At 70.6% G+C, this 18,860-nt stretch carries 19 protein-coding genes; 14 read left to right on the top strand and 5 right to left on the bottom strand.

Going from position 1 to position 18,860, the window contains the following annotated elements:
* Nucleotides 1-101 precede the first annotated feature (101 nt).
* Nucleotides 102-866: a TetR family transcriptional regulator gene (locus HCC30_RS23815; protein WP_169444814.1), complete on the top strand. Its 765-nt coding sequence runs from the start codon at nucleotides 102-104 to the stop codon at nucleotides 864-866.
* A gap of 49 nt (nucleotides 867-915) precedes the next feature.
* Here the strand turns inward: HCC30_RS23815 and HCC30_RS23820 are convergent, their stop codons facing one another.
* Nucleotides 916-1,473 (bottom strand): hypothetical protein, encoded by a 558-nt coding sequence (locus HCC30_RS23820; RefSeq protein WP_169444815.1) that lies wholly within the window; start codon nucleotides 1,471-1,473, stop codon nucleotides 916-918.
* A 120-nt stretch (nucleotides 1,474-1,593) separates the two neighbouring features.
* Between HCC30_RS23820 and hemL the strand changes: the two genes are divergently transcribed.
* From hemL to ccsB, 6 genes are all read left to right on the top strand, one after another.
* A complete protein-coding gene (gene hemL, locus HCC30_RS23825) occupies nucleotides 1,594-2,925 on the top strand; it encodes a glutamate-1-semialdehyde 2,1-aminomutase (protein ID WP_169444816.1) in 1,332 nt (443 codons plus the stop codon).
* Nucleotides 2,926-2,951: 26 nt separating this feature from the next.
* On the top strand, nucleotides 2,952-3,638 hold the full coding sequence (locus tag HCC30_RS23830; RefSeq protein ID WP_169444894.1) for a histidine phosphatase family protein: 687 nt from the start codon (nucleotides 2,952-2,954) through the stop codon (nucleotides 3,636-3,638).
* Nucleotides 3,639-3,719: 81 nt separating this feature from the next.
* Entirely contained in the window at nucleotides 3,720-4,322 is a 603-nt protein-coding gene (locus HCC30_RS23835) for a TlpA disulfide reductase family protein (RefSeq protein ID WP_169444817.1), read from the top strand.
* Nucleotides 4,323-4,329: 7 nt separating this feature from the next.
* A complete protein-coding gene (locus HCC30_RS23840) occupies nucleotides 4,330-5,100 on the top strand; it encodes a cytochrome c biogenesis protein CcdA (RefSeq protein WP_169444818.1) in 771 nt (256 codons plus the stop codon).
* Nucleotides 5,101-5,105: 5 nt separating this feature from the next.
* The gene (locus tag HCC30_RS23845) at nucleotides 5,106-6,971 is read left to right on the top strand and encodes a cytochrome c biogenesis protein ResB (protein WP_169444819.1); all 1,866 of its coding nucleotides are present in this window, start codon (nucleotides 5,106-5,108) and stop codon (nucleotides 6,969-6,971) included.
* Nucleotides 6,968-8,071 carry a c-type cytochrome biogenesis protein CcsB gene (gene ccsB / locus HCC30_RS23850; protein WP_169444820.1) on the top strand — a complete coding sequence of 368 codons (1,104 nt, stop codon included), beginning with the start codon at nucleotides 6,968-6,970 and terminating at the stop codon, nucleotides 8,069-8,071. Before HCC30_RS23845 ends, ccsB begins: the two co-directional genes overlap by 4 nt.
* 104 nt (nucleotides 8,072-8,175) lie before the next feature.
* Here ccsB and HCC30_RS23855 read toward each other — a convergent pair whose 3' ends face one another.
* On the bottom strand, nucleotides 8,176-8,628 hold the full coding sequence (locus tag HCC30_RS23855) for a PLD nuclease N-terminal domain-containing protein (RefSeq protein WP_169444821.1): 453 nt from the start codon (nucleotides 8,626-8,628) through the stop codon (nucleotides 8,176-8,178).
* A gap of 146 nt (nucleotides 8,629-8,774) precedes the next feature.
* Between HCC30_RS23855 and HCC30_RS23860 the strand changes: the two genes are divergently transcribed.
* Together HCC30_RS23860 and mqnP are read left to right on the top strand one after the other, a co-directional pair.
* Nucleotides 8,775-10,226 (top strand): menaquinone biosynthesis decarboxylase, encoded by a 1,452-nt coding sequence (locus tag HCC30_RS23860; RefSeq protein ID WP_169444822.1) that lies wholly within the window; start codon nucleotides 8,775-8,777, stop codon nucleotides 10,224-10,226.
* Nucleotides 10,223-11,140 carry a menaquinone biosynthesis prenyltransferase MqnP gene (gene mqnP / locus HCC30_RS23865; protein WP_346776778.1) on the top strand — a complete coding sequence of 306 codons (918 nt, stop codon included), beginning with the start codon at nucleotides 10,223-10,225 and terminating at the stop codon, nucleotides 11,138-11,140. The genes HCC30_RS23860 and mqnP overlap by 4 nt, the downstream gene beginning before the upstream one ends.
* Before the next feature lie 150 nt (nucleotides 11,141-11,290).
* Here the strand turns inward: mqnP and HCC30_RS23870 are convergent, their stop codons facing one another.
* The 3 genes from HCC30_RS23870 to HCC30_RS23880 form a co-directional block, all read right to left on the bottom strand.
* Nucleotides 11,291-11,908 (bottom strand): rhomboid family intramembrane serine protease, encoded by a 618-nt coding sequence (locus HCC30_RS23870; RefSeq protein WP_169444823.1) that lies wholly within the window; start codon nucleotides 11,906-11,908, stop codon nucleotides 11,291-11,293.
* A 147-nt stretch (nucleotides 11,909-12,055) separates the two neighbouring features.
* Nucleotides 12,056-13,303, bottom strand: coding sequence for a hypothetical protein (locus HCC30_RS23875; RefSeq protein WP_240979844.1), 1,248 nt, complete (start codon nucleotides 13,301-13,303; stop codon nucleotides 12,056-12,058).
* Nucleotides 13,304-13,478: 175 nt separating this feature from the next.
* Entirely contained in the window at nucleotides 13,479-14,156 is a 678-nt protein-coding gene (locus HCC30_RS23880; protein WP_169444824.1) for a flavoprotein, read from the bottom strand.
* 182 nt (nucleotides 14,157-14,338) lie between these two features.
* Here HCC30_RS23880 and HCC30_RS23885 point away from each other — a divergent pair, with 182 nt between their 5' ends.
* The 5 genes from HCC30_RS23885 to HCC30_RS23905 all read left to right on the top strand — a co-directional run bounded on the left by HCC30_RS23885 (nucleotide 14,339) and on the right by HCC30_RS23905 (nucleotide 18,773).
* A complete protein-coding gene (locus HCC30_RS23885) occupies nucleotides 14,339-14,797 on the top strand; it encodes an Lrp/AsnC family transcriptional regulator (protein ID WP_169444825.1) in 459 nt (152 codons plus the stop codon).
* 150 nt (nucleotides 14,798-14,947) lie between these two features.
* Nucleotides 14,948-16,114 (top strand): aminofutalosine synthase MqnE, encoded by a 1,167-nt coding sequence (gene mqnE / locus HCC30_RS23890; protein ID WP_169444826.1) that lies wholly within the window; start codon nucleotides 14,948-14,950, stop codon nucleotides 16,112-16,114.
* Nucleotides 16,115-16,116: 2 nt separating this feature from the next.
* The gene (locus tag HCC30_RS23895; RefSeq protein WP_346776779.1) at nucleotides 16,117-16,704 is read left to right on the top strand and encodes a GNAT family N-acetyltransferase; all 588 of its coding nucleotides are present in this window, start codon (nucleotides 16,117-16,119) and stop codon (nucleotides 16,702-16,704) included.
* Between the two features lie 41 nt (nucleotides 16,705-16,745).
* Nucleotides 16,746-17,000 carry a DUF4229 domain-containing protein gene (locus HCC30_RS23900; protein ID WP_169444898.1) on the top strand — a complete coding sequence of 85 codons (255 nt, stop codon included), beginning with the start codon at nucleotides 16,746-16,748 and terminating at the stop codon, nucleotides 16,998-17,000.
* Between the two features lie 456 nt (nucleotides 17,001-17,456).
* Nucleotides 17,457-18,773 (top strand): dicarboxylate/amino acid:cation symporter, encoded by a 1,317-nt coding sequence (locus HCC30_RS23905; RefSeq protein WP_346776783.1) that lies wholly within the window; start codon nucleotides 17,457-17,459, stop codon nucleotides 18,771-18,773.
* Nucleotides 18,774-18,860: the final 87 nt, after the last annotated feature.

Below are 18,860 nucleotides of genomic sequence, written 5' to 3' on the forward strand. Positions count from 1 at the left end.
AGCCTTGCGCACTCCGTCAACACCTGTGGGTCAACGCCTGTTGGCAACAGTAAGCCCGCTACCACTGGCGCGTCAACGCCTGTTGGCCTACAGTTGTTGGCATGAGCGATGAAGGCGTGCGTGAAGGCACGGGGAAGCAGGCCGGAGCCGAGACCTCCGTCGAGAAGGCCGCCGAGCGCGCCCTCGAGGGTGCCGCCGCGGCGCGGGGTGAGCGCCCGCGCCGGTCGGACGCCACGCGGGCCGCGATCCTGAACGCCGCGCGTGACCGCTTCGCCGCGGACGGGTACGAGCGGGCGACGATCCGCGCCATAGCGAGCCAGGCGGGCATCGATCCGTCGATGGTGATGCGGTACTACGGCAACAAGGAGGGCCTGTTCGCGGCCGCCTCCGAATTCGACCTGCACCTGCCGGAGTTGGACGTCTTCCCGCGCGGCGAGGTGGGCGTCCGGCTCGCGCACCACCTGCTCGACCGCTGGGAGGAGGACGAGACGCTCAACGCCCTGGTCCGGGTGGGGGTGACGAACCCCGCCGGCGCCGAGCGGATGCACGCGGTCTTCCGTGAACAGGTCCGCCCCGTCGTCGAGTCGGTCTGCCCCGATCCGGCCGAGGCGGGCCGGCGCGCCGCGCTCGCGGTCTCGCAGATCCTGGGCCTGGCGATCAGCAGGTACGTGCTCAAGATGCCGTACGCCACCGAGCTCACGCGGGCCGAGGTCGTCGCCTGGCTGGGCCCGACGCTCCAGCGCTACCTCACCGCACCGGGCCCGGAGACACCCGTCGAGCCGGCCCAGCTGCCGGATACGACACGGGAGTTGGAGCCGGAGTCAGTGACGGGGCGCGACGCACCGGCCGCGCCCGTACCGGAATGAGGGGGAACGGGAACTGGAACCGTACGCCGCGGAAGGGCTGTTGGTCCGCTCAGGGCCAGACGAGGCAGTAGGGCTGGTGGCCCGCCATGTGCAGACGATCGGAGAAGTCCTGCCACTCGTGCAGCAGTTGGTAGACGTTGTACGCGTCCTGCGGGCCCGCGCGGTCGGGCACGGTGGACCAGATGAAGGCGGCGGCGCCGACGGTCTCCTCGCCGATCCCGCGCAGCGGGTCGACGACCGTCATCGGCAGCTTCACCACGGCGTAGTCCGGGTGCAGCACGACGAGTTCGAGCGGCGGGACGCGGTAGAGCGGCATGCCCTCGATGCCCGTGAGCACCATCGCCGCCATCGTCTCGGGCTTGATCTTGGTGAACATCCCCTGGCCGAGCTCGTCACCACCGAGCTCTTCGGGACGCATGGAAATCGGGACCCGCGCGGCGGTCGCTCCGTCGGGCGCACCGAAGTACTTGTAGGTCACCCCCACTCGGCCGCCACCCCTGTTACCGCCGTCACTGCTCTCGTTCTCCGCCGCATCGCCCCGGTGCCGCCCACGTGCGCGCTCCGGTCCGAGGTCCCCGGTCCCCTCGCCCAGTCCACCGCGATGCATTGTCACCACCCGACCACTCGCGGCCATGGCCGCGCAACCCGATCATCGTGTCAGAGACCTCCCCGCCTCGCGGGCCGTGAAACGCCCGCGGCCGCACACGCGCACGAAGCTTTTGACACCATGGCTCACGTGACTTACTCGTACGACGCCCCAGTATCGCAGTCGCTCTTCGACCGCGCCGCCGCCGTGACCCCGGGAGGCGTGAACTCTCCGGTCCGCGCCTTCCGCGCCGTGGGCGGAACGCCCCGGTTCATGGTGTCCGGCACCGGTCCGTACCTCACGGACGCGGACGGCCGTGAATACGTCGACCTCGTCTGCTCGTGGGGGCCGATGATCCTCGGCCACTCCCACCCCGATGTGATCGCCGCCGTCCAGGAGGCCGTCGGCCGCGGCACCTCCTTCGGTACCCCGGGTGCCGACGAGGTGGCCCTCGCCGAGGAGATCGTGGACCGGATCGCCCCGGTCGAGCGGGTGCGGCTGGTCTCCTCCGGCACCGAGGCCACGATGTCCGCGATCCGCCTGGCGCGCGGCTTCACGCGGCGGGCCAAGGTCATCAAGTTCGCGGGCTGTTACCACGGTCACGTCGACGCGCTGCTGGCCTCCGCCGGCTCCGGTGTGGCGACCTTCGGCCTGCCGGACACCCCCGGCGTCACGGGCGCGCAGGCGGGCGACACCATCGTGCTGCCGTACAACGATCTCGACGCCGTGCGGGCCGCGTTCGCCGCGAACGAGGGCGAGATCGCCTGTGTGATCACCGAGGCCTCGGCCGGGAACATGGGCGTCGTCCCGCCGCTCCCCGGCTTCAACCTGGGCCTGAAGGACCTGTGCGAGAGCAACGGCGCCCTCTACATCTCCGACGAGGTCATGACCGGCTTCCGGGTCAGCCGCACCGGCTGGTACGGCATCGACGGCGTCACCCCCGATCTGATGACCTTCGGCAAGGTCATGGGCGGCGGCTTCCCGGCCGCGGCCTTCGGCGGCCGCAAGGACGTGATGGACCACCTGGCCCCGGTCGGCCCCGTCTACCAGGCGGGCACCCTCTCCGGTAATCCGATCGCGACCGCCGCCGGTGTCGCGCAGCTGCGGCTGCTGGACGACGCGGCGTACGCGCACGTCGACGCGGCCTCCGAGCGGCTGCGCGGCCTGGTCTCGGAGGCGCTGACGAAGGAGGGCGTGGCGCACCGGGTGAACGTGGCGGGCAACATGTTCTCGGTCTTCTTCACCGACAAGCCGGTCACCGACTACGACAGCGCCAAGGCGCAGGAGACCTTCCGCTTCACGGCGTTCTTCCAGTCGATGCTGGAGCAGGGCGTCTACCTGCCGCCGTCGGCGTTCGAGTCGTGGTTCCTCTCCACGGCGCACGACGACGCGGCGATCCAGCGGATCGCGGACGCGCTGCCGGCGGCGGCGCGCGCCGCGGCGGAGGCCACCGAGGACGAGGCGACGGCATGACGCGTCAGGACGGGCGGGAGCAGCGGATGACGGCGGGCGAGGACAAGACCGTGACGGTCGTGCACGTGATGCGGCACGGCGAGGTCGAGAACCCGGACGGCATCCTCTACGGCAGGCTCTCCGGTTACCACCTCTCCGAGCTGGGACGGCAGATGGCCGACCGGGTGGCGGAGCACCTCGCCGAGCGGGACATCACCCACGTCTCGGCCTCTCCGCTGGAGCGGGCCCAGGAGACGGCCGCGCCGATCGCCAAGACGCACGGCCTGGAACTGGCGACGGACGGGCGGCTGATCGAGGCGGGCAACGTCTTCCAGGGCAAGACCTTCGGCGTCGGGGACGGGGCGCTGCGCCGCCCGGGGAACTGGAAGCACCTGGTCAACCCGTTCCGCCCGTCCTGGGGTGAGAGTTACGTCAGCCAGGTCGTGCGGATGATGGGCGCGGTCGAGTCGGCGAAGGACGCGGCGCGGGGGCACGAAGCGGTCTGCGTGAGCCACCAGTTGCCGGTGTGGATTCTGCGGAGCTTCGTCGAGGGGCGGCGGCTGTGGCACGACCCGCGCAAGCGGCAGTGCACCCTGGCCTCGCTGACGAGCTTCACCTTCCTCGGCGACCGGATCGTCTCCGTGGGGTACGACGAGCCCGCGCGTGACCTCGTCCCCAAGCACCTGCTGGCGGGCGCGAAGCCGATCAAGGGTGCCAAGGGGTTCGGGGCCTGAGGCTCCCGCTGTGAGCAGGGCACACCTAAGCAACATGGGGGGCGCGGAAAATCCCCCGGACGTGCATGCGAAACTTTTCACATGAGCCAGACCCGCGCCTCCCGTCGGCGTACCACCGTGCTGCTCGCCGCCGTCGCGGCAAGTGCGCTCGCGATCTCCGGATGCGGCAAGGGGGACACCGGATCCTCCTCGGGCCAGACCAAGTTCGTGCAGGGCACCGGCCAGATCACGAAGGCCAAGGCCGGGGAACGGCAGGCCGCCCCGGACATTTCGGGCAAGAGCGTCGAGGGCAAGAACCTCAAGCTCTCCGACTACAAGGGCAAGGTCGTCGTTCTCAACGTCTGGGGTTCCTGGTGCGCACCGTGCCGCGCCGAGGCCCCGAACCTCGCGAAGGTGGCGAAGGAGACCGAGGACAAGGACGTCCAGTTCATCGGCATCAACACCCGGGATCTGGACAAGGCCAACGCCCGGGCGTTCGAGCGGAACTACGGGGTCGACTACCCGAGCTTCTACGATCCCAGCGGCAAGCTGATCCTGAAGTTCCCCGACAACAGCCTCTCCCCGCAGGCCATTCCGTCCACGCTGATCCTCGACCGGGACGGGAAGATCGCCGTCCGCGCGCTCAAGGAGCTCAGCGAGAAGGATCTGCGTGACGCGCTCGACCCCGTGATCGCGGAGAAGTGACGTCGGAATGAGCCTGCTGGCCGCTTCCGGGGTGAACGAGACCGTCTACAGCGGCGCCCTTCTGCTCGCCCTGCCCGTCGCCGTGCTCGGCGGGCTCGTCTCCTTCTTCTCGCCCTGCGTCCTGCCGCTGGTGCCCGGCTACCTCAGCTACGTCACCGGAGTCAGCGGCACGGACCTGGAACAGGCCAAGCGCGGCCGGATGTTCATCGGGGCCACGCTCTTCGTCCTCGGCTTCACCGCCGTCTTCGTCTCGGGCGGGGCCCTCTTCGGCGGCTTCGGCGCGGTACTCCAGGAGCACAAGCGGGGGATATCGCAGGTCCTCGGTGTGCTGACGATCCTGCTCGGCATCGTCTTCATGGGGATCACCGGGCCGCTGTCGCGCTTCACGTCCCGTGAATTCCGCATTCACCGCAGGCCCGCCGTAGGGTTCGCGGGCGCCCCGATGCTCGGGGTGCTCTTCGGGATCGGCTGGACGCCGTGCATCGGCCCGACCCTCGCGGCCGTGCAGGGGCTGGCCCTCTCCGAGGCCAGCGCGGGACGCGGGGCGCTGCTCACCGTCGCGTACTGCCTCGGCCTGGGCATTCCGTTCGTCGTCGCCGCGGTCGCCTTCCGGCGTGCGCTGGGCGCGTTCGGCTGGGTCAAGCGGCATTACGCGTGGGTGATGCGCATCGGCGGCGGCATGCTCGTCGTCGTGGGTGTGCTGCTGGTGACGGGGGCCTGGGACCGGATCGTCTACCAACTCCAGATCTGGTCGAACGACTTCACCGTGGGGATCTGACACACATGAGTACGACCGAGACCGGCAGCGACACCGGGGCCCGGAGCCCCGGCGCCGACGAGGCGGCGGAGGCCACCGAGCGGGCCGAGACCGCCGAGGCGTCGTCCGCGCTGTCGACCGCCCCCGGCGAGGAGAAGCTGAACGTCCCCGCGCTCGGGGTGATCGGCTGGGCCCGCTGGTTCTGGCGCCAGCTGACCTCGATGCGGGTCGCGCTGATCCTGCTGTTCCTGCTCTCCCTCGGCGCGATCCCGGGCTCGGTCATTCCGCAGACCTCGGTCGACAGCGTCAAGGTCGAGCAGTTCAAGGAGAAGCACGAGCTGCTGACGCCGGTCTACGAGAAGCTCCAGCTGTTCGACGTCTACACGTCGGTCTGGTTCTCCGCGATCTACATCCTGCTGTTCATCTCGCTCGTCGGCTGCATCGTGCCCCGCACCTGGCAGTTCGTCGGCCAGCTGCGCAGCCGCCCGCCGCGCGCCCCCCGCCGGCTCGACCGGATGCCCGCGTACACGACCTGGCACACGGACGCCGACCCGGAGCAGGTGCTCGGCGCGGCCCGGACGATGCTGAAGCGGAAGCGTTTCCGCGTCAACGCCGAGGGCAACGCGGTCACGTCCGAGAAGGGCTATCTGCGCGAAGCGGGCAATCTGCTCTTCCACATCGCGCTGATCGTGCTGCTGCTGGCCTTCGCCGCGGGCCAGTTGTGGAAGGCCGAGGGCAACAAGCTGATCATCCAGGGTGACGGCTTCGCCAACACCCTCACGCAGTACGACGACTTCCGGTCCGGCTCCCTCTTCACCGCCGACGACCTGGACAACTTCGGCTTCACGCTCAAGGACTTCCACGCCAGGTTCGAGAAGACCGGCCCGCAGAAGGGCAGCGCCCGCGACTACCGCGCCGACATCTCCTACTGGGAGGGCGATGGCAAGGAGAAGGACACCACGGTCAAGGTCAACGAGCCGCTGCGCTCCGGGGACGCCAAGGTGTACCTCATGGCGCACGGTTTCGCGCCCGTGGTGACGGTGAAGGACGGCAAGGGCGACGTCGCCTTCCGCGGCCCCGTCGCGTTCCTCCAGCAGGACACCAACCTCACCGCCTCCGGCGTGGTGAAGGTGACCGACTACCGGGACGCCAAGGGCCGCAAGGACCAGCTCGGCTTCCAGGGCTTCTTCGTGCCGACCTACGCGCCGGGCTCCGGCTCGATGTTCTCGCAGTGGCCGGAGCTGAAGAACCCGGTGATGTTCCTCACCGCGTACCACGGCGACCTCGGCCTGGACTACGGCGCGGCGCAGAACGTCTACCAGCTCGACACCGAGAACCTGAAGCAGTTCAAGAAGAAGGACGGGAGCCCGCTGGCCCAGAAGCTGGTGCCGGGCGACACGATGAAGCTCCCGGACGGCGCCGGCTCGCTCAAGTTCGAGGGCGTCAAGGAATGGGCCAACTTCCAGATCTCCCACGAGGTGGGCAACGGCTGGGCGCTGGGCGGTGCGATGACCGCCATCGCGGGCCTCGCCGGCTCCCTCTTCATCCAGCGCCGCCGCGTATGGGTGCGCGCGGTGCGGGGTGCGGACGGGCGTACCGTCGTGGAGATGGCCGGGCTCGCGCGCAGCGAGTCCGCGAAACTCCCCGAGGAGCTGGGCGACTTGGCCTACACCCTGCAGAGCAGTGCCCCGACGGCCCCGGCTCCCGCGCCGGAGCCCGAGGCCGGCACCGAGGCCGAGTCCGCTCCTGAGGAGCCCGAGACCGCGTCCGCGTCCCAGGACGGGGACGAGAACGGGGACCAGGACGGGGACGGGACCGCATCCCAGCCGGAGACGGGCGAGTCCCGCGGAGACACCGCGGACACCCGGTCGTCGCGAGGAGAACGCCAGTGAACATCGCTGCCGCAACGAATGAGAATCTCGCCCAGATCAGCAACTACCTGATCTATTCGGCGATGGCCGTCTACGCCCTGGCCTTCATCGGCCACATCGCCGAGTGGGTGTTCGGCAGCCGGAGCAAGGTGGCCCGTACGGCCGCCGCGCTCGGCAGAGGCCGGGGCGCCGGCGCCGAGGCGTCCGCCTCCGTGCCGGAGCAGCCCGCGGTGCAGGTGCGCGAGGGCGGCACCACCACCATGGAGCGGCCGAAGGTCGTCACCCGCTCCGCGCCGGGCGCCCGCGCCGACGTCCCGGACGGTCCCGGTGCCGCCGCCGGTGACGAACAGGGCGACATGTACGGCCGGATCGCGATCTCGCTGACGACGCTCGGCTTCCTCTTCCACGTCGCCGGTGTGCTCACCCGCTCCTTCTCGGTGCAGCGCGCCCCGTGGGCCAACATGTACGAGTTCTCCACGGCGTTCTCCATGTGCATCGTGGGTGCGTACCTGCTGCTGCTCGTGCTGAAGAAGAAGGTCCGCTGGATCGGGCTCCCGTTGATCACGACCGTGCTGCTGGACCTCGGTCTCGCCACCACGGTGCTCTACACCGAGAGCGACCAGCTGGTGCCCGCGCTGCACTCGTACTGGCTGTGGATCCACGTCTCGCTGGCCATCGTCTGCGGTGCGCTGTTCTACCTCGGCTTCGTGGCCACGCTGCTGTACCTCTTCCGCGACCCGTACGAGGCGAAGCTCGAACGCGGCGACAAGCCGGGCAAGTTCGCGACCTCCGTGATGGAGCGGCTGCCCTCGGCGGCCTCGCTGGACAAGTTCGCGTACCGGATCAACGCGGCGGTCTTCCCGTTCTGGACCTTCACCATCGTCGCGGGCGCGATCTGGGCGGGCGACGCCTGGGGCCGCTACTGGGGCTGGGACCCCAAGGAGGTCTGGTCCTTCATCACCTGGGTCGCCTACGCCTGCTACCTGCACGCCCGCGCGACCGTCGGCTGGAAGGGCCGGAAGGCGGCCACGCTCGCGCTGATCGCCTTCGCGTGCTTCCTGTTCAACTACTACGGCGTGAACATCTTCTTCAACGGCAAGCACTCCTACTCCGGACTGTGAGCCGCAGCCCGGGGGCATGCCCCCGGGCCCCGCGCCTACGACGACGCCCCGCCTGCCGCGTTCAGCGGCGGACGGGGCGTCGTCGTACGTGGAGTACGCGGGGATCAGGCCGGAGGGGTGTCCTCCGGGCCGCTGCCGCCCTTGTCGCGGCGGCGGGCCTCCTCCTCGGTGGCCTCCGGGCCGGGGGCCGGGCCGCCCTCGGGGGCCTCGTCCTGGCGCTGACCGTCGGCCGTGGACTCGCCCTGCGCGGGCGGCTGTTCGGGCTCGGGCCGGTCCTTGCGCTGCTCGCCCAGGGACTTGAGGAAGTCCGGGTTGTCGTCGGGGGCGACCCAGCGCCGCTCCTGCGGCTTCGTCGCGCCGTACGGGGCGTTCTTGCGGGGGCGGCCGACCGCGAACCAGACGATGGGCCCGAGCAGCACCTGGCCGAAGAGCAGGATGATGATCACCCACGCCACCTTCGGCAGCTTGCGGACTTCCTTCTCAGGCGTGTTCAGGCAGTCGATGAACGCGTAGATCCACACTGCGAGGACGAGAACGAACGGCAGATACCTGAGCATGCGGGACGCCCCCTGATTGCGGCTGATCGCGTCGCGGCGGCCACGTGGGCCGCCGTACACAGCAAGGGTAACGGTGAGCGGGGAAACACCGGCCGCCCCTGTGCCCGGACGCGGGCCGCGAGAGGCCATGCCCGATACTGGGGCGTATGGCTTACGACGATCTCCGCTCGCTGCTGCGGGCCCTGGAGCGCGACCGCGACCTGAAGCGCATCAAGGCAGAGGTGGACCCGTATCTGGAGATCGGGGAGATCGTCGACCGGGTGCAGAAGGAGGGCGGCCCCGCGCTGCTCTTCGAGAACGTCAAGGGCTCGGACATGCCCCTGGCGATGAACGTCTTCGGCACCGACCGCCGGATGCTGAAGGCGCTCGGCCTGGAGAGCTACGACGAGATCAGCGAGAAGATCGGCGGGCTGCTGAAGCCCGAGCTGCCGCAGGGCTTCGTCGGGATGCGGGAGGCGTTCGGCAAGCTCGGGTCGGTGGCGCACGTGCCGCCGAGGAAGATCAAGGACGCGCCCGTCCAGGAGGTCGTGTACCAGGGCGACGAGGTCGACCTGGAGCGGCTGCCCGCGCTGTTCACCTGGCCCGAGGACGGCGGCTCCTTCTTCAACTTCGGCCTCACGCACACCAAGCACCCCGAGACCGGCATCCGGAACCTCGGCCTCTACCGGCTCCAGCGCCACGACAAGCGCACCATCGGGATGCACTGGCAGATCCACAAGGACAGCCGGAACCACTACCAGGTCGCCGCGCGGCGCGGCGAGAAGCTGCCCGTCGCCATCGCCTTCGGCTGCTCGCCCGCCGTGACCTACGCCTCGACGGCCCCGCTGCCCGGCGACATCGACGAGTACCTCTTCGCCGGGTTCCTCCAGGGCAAGCGCGTCGAGATGGTCGACTGCAAGACCGTCCCGCTCCAGGTCCCCGCCTCCGCCGAGGTCGTGCTGGAGGGCTGGCTGGAGCCGGGCGAGATGCTGCCGGAGGGCCCGTTCGGCGACCACACCGGCTTCTACACGCCGCAGGAGGACTTCCCCGCGCTGCGCATCGACTGCGTGACGACGCGGAAGCGGCCGTTCCTGCACTCCATCGTCACCTCCCGCCCGCCGCAGGAGGACGGCCCGCTGGGCCGGGCCACGCAGCGGTTCTTCCTCCCGCTGCTCAAGATCATCGTGCCGGACATCGTGGACTACCACCTGCCCGAGGCGGGCGGCTTCCACAACTGCGCGATCGTCTCCATCGACAAGCGCTACCCGAAGCACGCGCAGAAGGTCATGCACGCGATCTGGGGCGCGCACATGATGTCGCTGACCAAGCTGATCGTCGTCGTCGACCGGGACTGCGACGTCCACGACCTCGACGAGGTGGCCTGGCGCGCGCTCGGCAACGTCGACTACGCGCGCGACCTCACCGTCGTCGAAGGCCCCGTCGACCACCTCGACCACTCCTCCTACCAGCAGTTCTGGGGCGGCAAGGCGGGCATCGACGCCACCGCCAAGCTGCCCGAGGAGGGGTACACCCGGGACGGCGGCTGGCCGCACATGATCGAATCCGACCCGGCGATCGCCGATCGCGTCACCCGGCGCTGGAAGGAATACGGACTGTGAGCGGCACGACGGCCGAAGGGGCGGCGGGGCTGCCCCGCGAACGGAACGGGGTCTCGGCCTTCCTCCGCCTCGTGATGATCGAGCACTCCGTGTTCGCGCTGCCGTTCGCCTACATCGCCTCCCTCACGGCGATGTTCCTCGACGACGGCACCGTGCACTGGTGGCAGCTCTTCCTCGTCACCGTCGCCATGGTCGGCATGCGCACCTTCGCCATGGCCGCGAACCGGATCATCGACCGCGAGATCGACGCGCGGAACCCGCGCACCGCGACCCGGGAACTGGTCACCGGCGCCGTGTCCGTACGCAGCGCCTGGACGGGCGCGATCGTCGCGCTGGTGTTCTTCCTCGGCGCCGCCGCGCTGCTCAACCCGCTGTGCCTGGCGCTGGCACCGCTCGCCGTGGTGCCGATGGTGGTCTATCCGTACGGCAAGCGGTTCACGAACTTCCCGCACGCGATTCTCGGGCTCGCCCAGTGCGTCGGCCCCGTCGGCGCCTGGCTGGCGGTGACCGGGAGCTGGTCCTGGGAGGCGGTCGTGCTGGGCGTCGCCGTCGGCGTCTGGATCGGCGGCTTCGACCTGATCTTCGCCTGCCAGGACGTCGCGGCCGACCGTGCGCACGGCGTACGGTCCGTGCCCGCGCGCTTCGGCATCGCCGGGGCGCTGTACGGGGCGCGGGCCAGCCATGTGGTGACCGTCGGGCTGCTGGTCTGGTTCGGTCTGCTGACCGGGGCCGGGCTGCTGTTCTGGCTCGGCATGCTGATCGTCGTCTGCGCGTTCCTGTACGAGCACGCGATCGTCCGTCCCGGCGACCTCTCGCGCCTCAACCGCGCCTTCTTCACCGTCAACGGCGTGATCGGCATCGTCCTCTTCGTCTTCGCCCTGGGCGACCTGGCAGTCCGCGGCCTGGTGCCGTAGCGCCCTCTTGGGGGCGCGGGGAGGTGCGCTCACGCCGGCGTACGGGGCGGGCCGGTGACGGCATTGCGCACCCCGCGCCGTGGCTAGGCGCTGCGCTTGCCAGCCCTGCGCCTCGGCGCAGTTCTCCCAAGCGGGGGCCGGCCCGAGTGTCTAGTGCCACCCCGGCTTCGGCGTACCCGGGGCTCGGGAGGTGGCGTAGGCGGCGAGGATGCCGCCGAGGAGGCCGAAGAGGTGGCCCTGCCAGGAGATGCCGCCGTCCTGCGGCAGGACGCCCCAGAGGATCGAGCCGTACAGCACGGCGACGACCCCGCCGAGTGCGACGTCCGTGATCCGCCGGTCCACGAAGCCGCGCACCAGCAGGTAGCCGAAGAGGCCGAAGACCAGGCCGGAGGCGCCCGCCGTGTTGCTGCCCGCGGGCGCGACGAGCCAGACGCCCAGCCCGCTGGTGAGCACGATGATCAGCGCGACGGCGAGGAAGCGGCCGGTGCCGCGGAGCGCGGCGAGGAAGCCGAGCACGAGCAGCGGGAGCGTGTTCGCCATCAGGTGCCCGAAGCCGAAGTGCATGAAGGCCGCGGGGACGATGTCGACGAGTTCGTCCTGGCGGCGCGGCTGGATGCCGAAGGTGTCCAGCGCGTTGCCCGAGAGCTGGTCGACGACCTCCAGCAGCCACAGCACACCGACCAGGAGCAGGGTGACCTTGGCCGCGGACTTGGCGTTCGTGCCCACGCCGGTACCGGCGCCGGTGCCCGTCCCGTTACCGCCTGCCATGGTGCCTCCCCGGTGCCGGGGCCCGGCCGGGACCGGGCCTTGCGCTGACTGCCTGCTCCGGCGAGCCGGCAGCTTCAGGGCCTTGTGACGGTGACAACGTCACGGGCGGCGCGCCGAGTTCCCCGCGCCGCGCCGTCCAGGATGACGTCAGGAACGGGTGCTGCCCAGGGCGCCGTACATCAGGGAGGCCATCAGGTCCTCGGGCCGCAGCTCGCGGGCGCCGTCCGGCGGGTCGACGGAGAGGGCCGCTCCGCCGCCGAGCTCCAGCTTCAGCGGCAGGTGCGGGACCTCTTCGCCGGAGCCCGGCTTCCCGGCGGCCTCCTTGCCCCAGGCGCCGGTGAACTGGCCGAGGTCGACGGTCAGCGAGGTCAGCTGGCCGCGGCGGACGGCGAGGTCGGCCGTCACGTCGTGGTCCGGCACCCGGGACGGGGGGACGTCGGCGCCGAGGGGTTCCAGCGCGGCCGAGAGGTCGGCGGCCGCCTCGCGTCCCGGCAGGGTGACCTTCACGTGTTCGGCGCCGCCCCGCTCGCCGCCGTCCGAGAAGCGGGCGTGCTCGCGCAGCAGGGTCTCCAGCCGTTCCACGAACTCGCGCTGGGTCTGGCCGTTCAGCGCGGAAGCGACCGAGACGGCCCGGCGCAGCGCCTGCGCGGTGCCGCGCGGCGCGTCGGCCGCGTCGAGGGCGGCTCCGGCGGGGCCGTGCTGGGCGCCCTCCTTGCCGGCGCGTTCGGTGAGGCGGTCGGCGGCCTGCGCGAAGTCGTCGAAGGTCTCCGGGTCGACCCGGACCCAGGAGCCGCGGAGCGCGTCCTTGGCGGAACCCAGCGAGTCCGGGAGGTCCTCCGCGAGCGCGACGATCTCGTCGGCCTGGTGCCGCCGCTTGTCGGAGGTCTCCAACTGCTCGGCGAGGTTGGCGGGTTCGGCCCGCAGGTAGAGCTTGTCGCGCACGGACTTCACGGCGAAGACGTCGGTGCGGCCGAAGTTCAGCGCGGCCGCGACGTCCATCGCGTCGGAGCGCTTCATCTCGGCCAGCGGGATGTCCTCCTGGCCCGAGCCGACCGCCATCGTCACCTCGGTGTTGGCCAGCAGCCGCACGGCGCGGTCGGAGGGTTCGCCGCCGCGCACGCCGCGCAGGAAGGTGCGCGCGTCCTCCTCGGAGCCGTCGACGGAGGCGACGAAGGAGGCCGAGGACTGCTTCCCGAGCGTCTCCAGCGCGCCCTTCGCCTTCATCCCGGCCGTCACGTGCTCGGCCGCGCCGCAGCCCGAGACGGTGACGGCGCCGAGCAGCGCGGCGCCGACGGCGGCGGTGCCGGCCCGTGCTCTCCGGCCGGTGCGGGGGCCGGTGCCGGGGGCGGGACGCGGGGCGCGGGCTGCGGGGGAGCCGGAGCGTGGGAAGCGCATGGGACGAGACAACAACATCTGCGCGCCGTCGCGCCAATTCGGGGCGGGCGGGGTCACGGAGCGTTCCGCGTCCGTGACGCGGGTGCGGTGACTTGACGCCGAGTACGGGGTGCGCCTGTCCGTGCGTCGCGGGGTGCGGGCGCGTCGTGCTTGCTCGCGTAGTTCCCCGCGCCCCCTAGGAGGCGTTGCCCGCGCCGAGTTCGCCTTCCCAGCGGCGGTAGAGCTTGTGCGGGACGTCGGCGGAGTCGAGGACGCGGCCGGCGACGAAGTCGACCATGTCCTGGAGCGTCGTCGCGCCCGCGTAGAAGGCGGGGGAGGTGGGGACGACGGCGGCGCCCGCGTCGTCGAGGGTGACCAGGTGCCGCAGCGTCTGCCCGTTCAGCGGGGTCTCGCGGACGGCGACGACGAGCGGGCGGCGCTCCTTGAGCGTGACGGAGGCCGCGCGCTGGAGCAGGTCCTTGCTCAGTCCGAGCGCGACCCCGGCCACGCAGGCCGTGCTGGCCGGGACGATCAGCATGCCCTTGACGGGGTAGCTGCCGGAGGACGGTCCGGCGGCGAGGTCGCCGGCGGCCCAGTGGCGTACGCCGGAGACGTCCGGGTCGAAGGCGTCGGGGGTGCCGTCGGCGCCGCGGGCGAGCCAGCGGCGCAGGTCCTCGTGGGCGTGCGCGTCGCGGAAGGGGTGTCCGGTCTCGTCCAGAATCGTCAGCCGCGCGGCCCGGCTGACGACGAGGTCCACCGCCTCTCCCGCGTGCAGCAGCGCGCGCAGCACGGCGGCGGCGTACGGGGTCCCGGAGGCGCCGGAGACGCCGACGACCCAGGGGGTGCGCCGGTTCCGGGGGGTCGTTTCGCTCACGCCACCGAGCGTACGCGCGGCCCGCGCGTGCGGGGCGGACACCCCGGAGGGTCACAGTGCGTCACCGTTGCGGTGCGTTGAGCGCCCTTCGGTGGGAGCTGGCGCCGGGCGGCGGACCCCCATGCCTTAGATTCGTAGCCGGACGTTTCAGGGAGCCCCACGGACGGAAGGCGCGCGGAACCATGGACGCAGTGGACAGGCAGCTCATTCAGGCACTGCGCGAGAACGGACGCGCGTCCTACGCCGAACTCGGCCGCCTGGTCGGCCTCTCCGGCCCCAGCGTCACCGACCGCATCAACCGGCTGGAGTCCGCCGGGGTCATCACCGGCTACCGCGCGACGGTCGACTCGCCGTCCCTGGGCCTGGGCGTCACCGCGCTCATCGGCATCCAGCTGACCGACGCCACCGACCACGAGGACGTCGCGGGGCGGCTGCGGGACATCGGCGAGATCGAGGACTGCTGGTTCATCGCGGGGGACGACTCGTACATGCTCAAGGTCCGGGTCCCGGACGTGGACGGCCTGGAGGGGATCATCCGCAAGCTGTCCGGCACCAAGGGCGTCTCGCGTACGCGGACGACGATGGTGCTGTCCACGAAGTGGGAGAACCGGGTCGGCGAACTGCCCCAGCACCAGGACTGAAGCACCCGGGCGGGCCGGGAGGCCGCCGGTGCCCGCCGCCCCGCCCCGGGAGCGGCGAAGGGCCGGGAGTAGTCTCGACAAGGCGCTCGAAGCAGACAAAGGCTCGAAGCAGGCAAGGGCGCGAAGCGGATAAGCGAGGAGGCGCGAGGGATGGACGCTGGGCTCAAGCGCGAGCTTGAGGAGAAGGTCCGTGCGGGTGAGCGGCTGAGCCGCGAGGACGGCATCGCCCTCTACGACTCCGACGACCTGGCGTGGCTGGGCGGGCTCGCCCACGAGGTGCGGACGCGCAAGAACGGCGACGTCGTGCACTTCAACATCAACCGCCACCTCAACATGACCAACGTGTGCACGGCCTCGTGCGCGTACTGCTCCTTCCAGCGGAAGCCCGGTGAGAAGGACGCGTACACGATGCGCATCGAGGAGGCCGTCCGCCTGGCGAAGGCCATGGAGGGCGACAAGCTCACCGAGCTGCACATCGTCAACGGCCTGCACCCGACGCTGCCTTGGCGTTACTACCCGCGCTCGCTCAGCGCCCTCAAGGAGGTGCTGCCGGACACGGTGTCGCTGAAGGCGTTCACCGCGACCGAGATCCAGCACTTCGAGAAGATCTCGGGGATGGACGCGAGCGAGATCCTCGACATCCTCATCGAGTCGGGTCTCGAATCGCTCACCGGCGGCGGCGCGGAGATCTTCGACTGGGAGGTCCGGCAGCACATCGTCGACCACGACACCCACTGGGAGGACTGGTCGCGGATTCACCGGCTCGCCCACCAGAAGGGCCTGAAGACGCCCTCGACGATGCTCTACGGGCACATCGAGGAGCCCAGGCACCGGGTCGACCACGTGCTGCGGCTGCGTGAACTCCAGGACGAGACCGGCGGGTTCCAGGTCTTCATCCCGCTGCGGTACCAGCACGACTTCGTCGACATGCAGGACGGCAAGGTCCGCAACAAGCTCCAGGCGCGCACCTCGATGGCCTCCGGCGCCGAGGCGCTGAAGACCTTCGCCGTCTCCCGGCTGCTGTTCGACAACGTGCCGCACGTGAAGGTGTTCTGGGTCATGCACGGCGTGCAGACCGCCCAGCTCGCGCTCCAGCACGGCGCGGACGACATGGACGGCTCGGTCGTCGAGTACAAGATCACGCACGACGCGGACAACTTCGGCACCCCCGACAAGCTCACCCGCGAGGACCTGCTCGACCTGATCCGCGACGCGGGCTTCCGTCCCGTCGAGCGCAACACGCGCTACGAGATCATCAACGAGTACGAGGGCCCGGACGCGTCCCGGCGCGAGTCGCCGCAGCCGATGCGGGTGTGAGCGTGACCACGGTCACCACCGCCACCAGGGAGGCCGTGCGGTACGTCGTCGATCCGCCGGTCACCCCGGAGCTGAAGGACGACATCCTGCGGCTGTGGGCGGACGTCACCAACGCGGGCGGCGCGGTCGGCTTCGTGCCGCCCGTGGCGCCCGAGGACGTCCGGCCCGAGCTGCTGAAGCACCTCGTCGCGATGGCGGAGGAGCGGGTGCGGCTGGTGGCGGCGCTGGATGAAGAAGGTCACGTCGTCGGCACCGCATTCCTCACGTACAACGCACATCGCCTGATGCGACACTGGGTGTGGCTCTACACCGTGATGGTGCACCCCTCGTTGCAGGGCCGGGGAGCGGGTCGGGGCCTGATGGCCGCCGCCGCGGAAGCGGCCCGGGCGGACGAGGGCATCGAGGCGATACGGCTCACGTGCCGCGGCGGTACGGGCGTCGACGCCTTCTACGCGTCCTGCGGATACCGCGAGGTCGGCCGCGTACCCGGAGCCATCAGGGCCGGTGCGGGCGACTTCCGGGACGACATCACCATGTGGCTGCCGCTCGGCGGAGCGGCGGGCGAGCAGACAGAAGAGGAAATGCAGTGAGCAGCAGCTTGAGCACCGCGCACGCGACGCTCCGCTACACGATGATGCGGGTCGGGGTCTTCGTCGGCTGCCTCGTCGTCGTCGGGGCCCTGGCGCACTTCGGGCTGATCCCGGCCGGGATCGGCGACTCCAACCCGCTGTGGGTCGTGCTGCTGGCGCTGGTGATCTCGGCCCCGCTCAGCTTCGTCCTGCTGCGGAAGCAGCGGGCCGCCATGTCCGAGCAGATCGTGAACGGCGTCGAGGGCGCCAAGGGGCGGCTGGCCGCCAACCGGAGCCAGGAGGACGGCGTCGCCTGACGCTCCCGCTCCGCTCGCCCCGGGCCTGACGTAACGCTCGTCACACCCGCTTCGCACCCCGTCGGGAAATGCCTTTCCCCGGCGGGGTGTTGTGCGTTTCCGTGACCGCGAACCAAAGCGAAGCTTTGGGCAGACAAAAGACCGAGTGTTAGCGTGAGCGCCATGACGATTGCCGCAGCCCCCACTTCCGAGCCGCGCAGTGCGCGGCTCGTGGCGCGGCTGCACGTCGATCTGTGCCGCTGTCTGTCCGCGGTCTGTCGCCTGCGCGCCTGAGCAGGTATCACACGACTATGCGGCCGGACCGTTCTCCGGCGCGCTGCACCGCCTTTCGTCCACACCCCTGAAGCTCACCGGAGTCCGTCCGTGTCGTCATCCTCCTCGTCCTCGTCCGCGCCCGAGAGCGCGGCCACCGCCGAGTCCGAAGACCAGTCCACGCCCGATACGCCGAGATCCCGGATACGTTTCCCGTTCTGGGCGCAGATCCTGGCCGGTCTGGTGCTCGGTGTCGCCCTCGGCTGGGTGGCCCGCACCTGGGGCGTCGACTGGCTCGGCACCTCCCTCGACAAGGTCGGCGAGATCTTCGTCCAGCTGCTGAAGCTGGCCGTCGCGCCGCTGGTCTTCTTCGCGATCACCATCTCGATCACCAACCTGCGGAACGTGCACAACGCCGCACGGCTGGCCACCCGCACGCTGCTGTGGTTCATGGTGACCTCGCTGATCGCCGTGGCCATCGGCCTCGTCATCGGCCTGCTCACCAACCCCGGCTCCGGCACCGGCATCTCCGCCAAGGACGCCGCCAAGCCGGAGGAGGCGGGCTCCTGGCTCGACTTCCTCACCGGGATCATCCCGAAGGACGTGATCACGCCCTTCACCGAGCTGCAGGTGCTGCAGATCGTGTTCATGGCGGTCGTCGTCGGCGTCGCCGCGCTGAAGCTCGGTGACACCGCGGCCCCGCTGCTGCGCGGCGGTGAGGCGATCCTCGCGCTGCTGCAGAAGGCGCTGTGGTGGATCATCCGCCTCGCCCCGATCGGCACCATCGGCCTGATCGGCACCGCGATCAAGGACTACGGCTGGAACCTCATCGGCCAGTACGCGACCTTCACCGCGGACATCTACATCGGCTGCGCGATCGTCCTGTTCGGCGTGTACCCGCTGCTGCTGAGCACCGTCGCGCGGGTCAGCCCGCTGCAGTTCTTCAAGGGCGCCTGGCCCGCGATCCAGCTGGCCTTCGTCTCCCGCTCCTCGGTGGGCACCATGCCGCTGACCCAGAAGGTCACCGAGCGCCTCGGCGTCCCGAAGGAGTACGCCTCCTTCGCCGTGCCCTTCGGCTCGACGACGAAGATGGACGGCTGCGCCTCCATCTACCCGGCGATCGCCGCGATCTTCGTCGGTGAGTTCTTCGGCGTCGACATGGGCCTCAAGGAGTACCTGCTCATCGTCTTCGTCTCGGTCATCGGCTCCGCCGCGACGGCCGGTCTGACGGGCGCCACCGTCATGCTGACGCTGACCCTCTCCACGCTGGGCCTGCCGCTGGAGGGCGTCGGCCTGCTCCTCGCCGTCGATCCGATCCTCGACATGATGCGGACGGCGACGAACGTGGCCGGCCAGGTGGTCGTGCCCGTGATCGTCTCGGCCCGGGAGAAGGTCCTGGACCGGGACGCCTTCCGCGGCGCGAAGAGCTTCAGCGTCGACGACGCCTTCGAGGACGGCTCCCAGGACGCCGCCCCGCACGCCGACCAGAAGCCGTCGGTGCCGGCTCCGGCGGGCGCGTAGCACTCCAGGGCAGGACGGTCCGTACGAAGCGGTGACCCCGGCAGGGGGCGGTGACGCCCTCTGCCGGGGTTTTTGCTTGCCTCGGCT

The sequence above is a fragment of the Streptomyces sp. HNM0574 genome (assembly GCF_012726235.1).
Lineage (GTDB): Bacteria > Actinomycetota > Actinomycetes > Streptomycetales > Streptomycetaceae > Streptomyces.

Coding starts and splice junctions, on each gene's coding strand:
- HCC30_RS23815 (WP_169444814.1), top strand. CDS start 102: ATGAGCGATGAAGGCGTGCGTGAAGGCACGGGGAAGCAGGCCGGAGCC.
- HCC30_RS23820 (WP_169444815.1), bottom strand. CDS start 1,473: ATGCATCGCGGTGGACTGGGCGAGGGGACCGGGGACCTCGGACCGGAG.
- hemL (WP_169444816.1), top strand. CDS start 1,594: ATGGCTCACGTGACTTACTCGTACGACGCCCCAGTATCGCAGTCGCTC.
- HCC30_RS23830 (WP_169444894.1), top strand. CDS start 2,952: ATGACGGCGGGCGAGGACAAGACCGTGACGGTCGTGCACGTGATGCGG.
- HCC30_RS23835 (WP_169444817.1), top strand. CDS start 3,720: ATGAGCCAGACCCGCGCCTCCCGTCGGCGTACCACCGTGCTGCTCGCC.
- HCC30_RS23840 (WP_169444818.1), top strand. CDS start 4,330: ATGAGCCTGCTGGCCGCTTCCGGGGTGAACGAGACCGTCTACAGCGGC.
- HCC30_RS23845 (WP_169444819.1), top strand. CDS start 5,106: ATGAGTACGACCGAGACCGGCAGCGACACCGGGGCCCGGAGCCCCGGC.
- HCC30_RS23855 (WP_169444821.1), bottom strand. CDS start 8,628: ATGCTCAGGTATCTGCCGTTCGTTCTCGTCCTCGCAGTGTGGATCTAC.
- HCC30_RS23860 (WP_169444822.1), top strand. CDS start 8,775: ATGGCTTACGACGATCTCCGCTCGCTGCTGCGGGCCCTGGAGCGCGAC.
- HCC30_RS23870 (WP_169444823.1), bottom strand. CDS start 11,908: ATGGCAGGCGGTAACGGGACGGGCACCGGCGCCGGTACCGGCGTGGGC.
- HCC30_RS23875 (WP_240979844.1), bottom strand. CDS start 13,303: ATGCGCTTCCCACGCTCCGGCTCCCCCGCAGCCCGCGCCCCGCGTCCC.
- HCC30_RS23885 (WP_169444825.1), top strand. CDS start 14,339: ATGGACGCAGTGGACAGGCAGCTCATTCAGGCACTGCGCGAGAACGGA.
- mqnE (WP_169444826.1), top strand. CDS start 14,948: ATGGACGCTGGGCTCAAGCGCGAGCTTGAGGAGAAGGTCCGTGCGGGT.
- HCC30_RS23900 (WP_169444898.1), top strand. CDS start 16,746: ATGATGCGGGTCGGGGTCTTCGTCGGCTGCCTCGTCGTCGTCGGGGCC.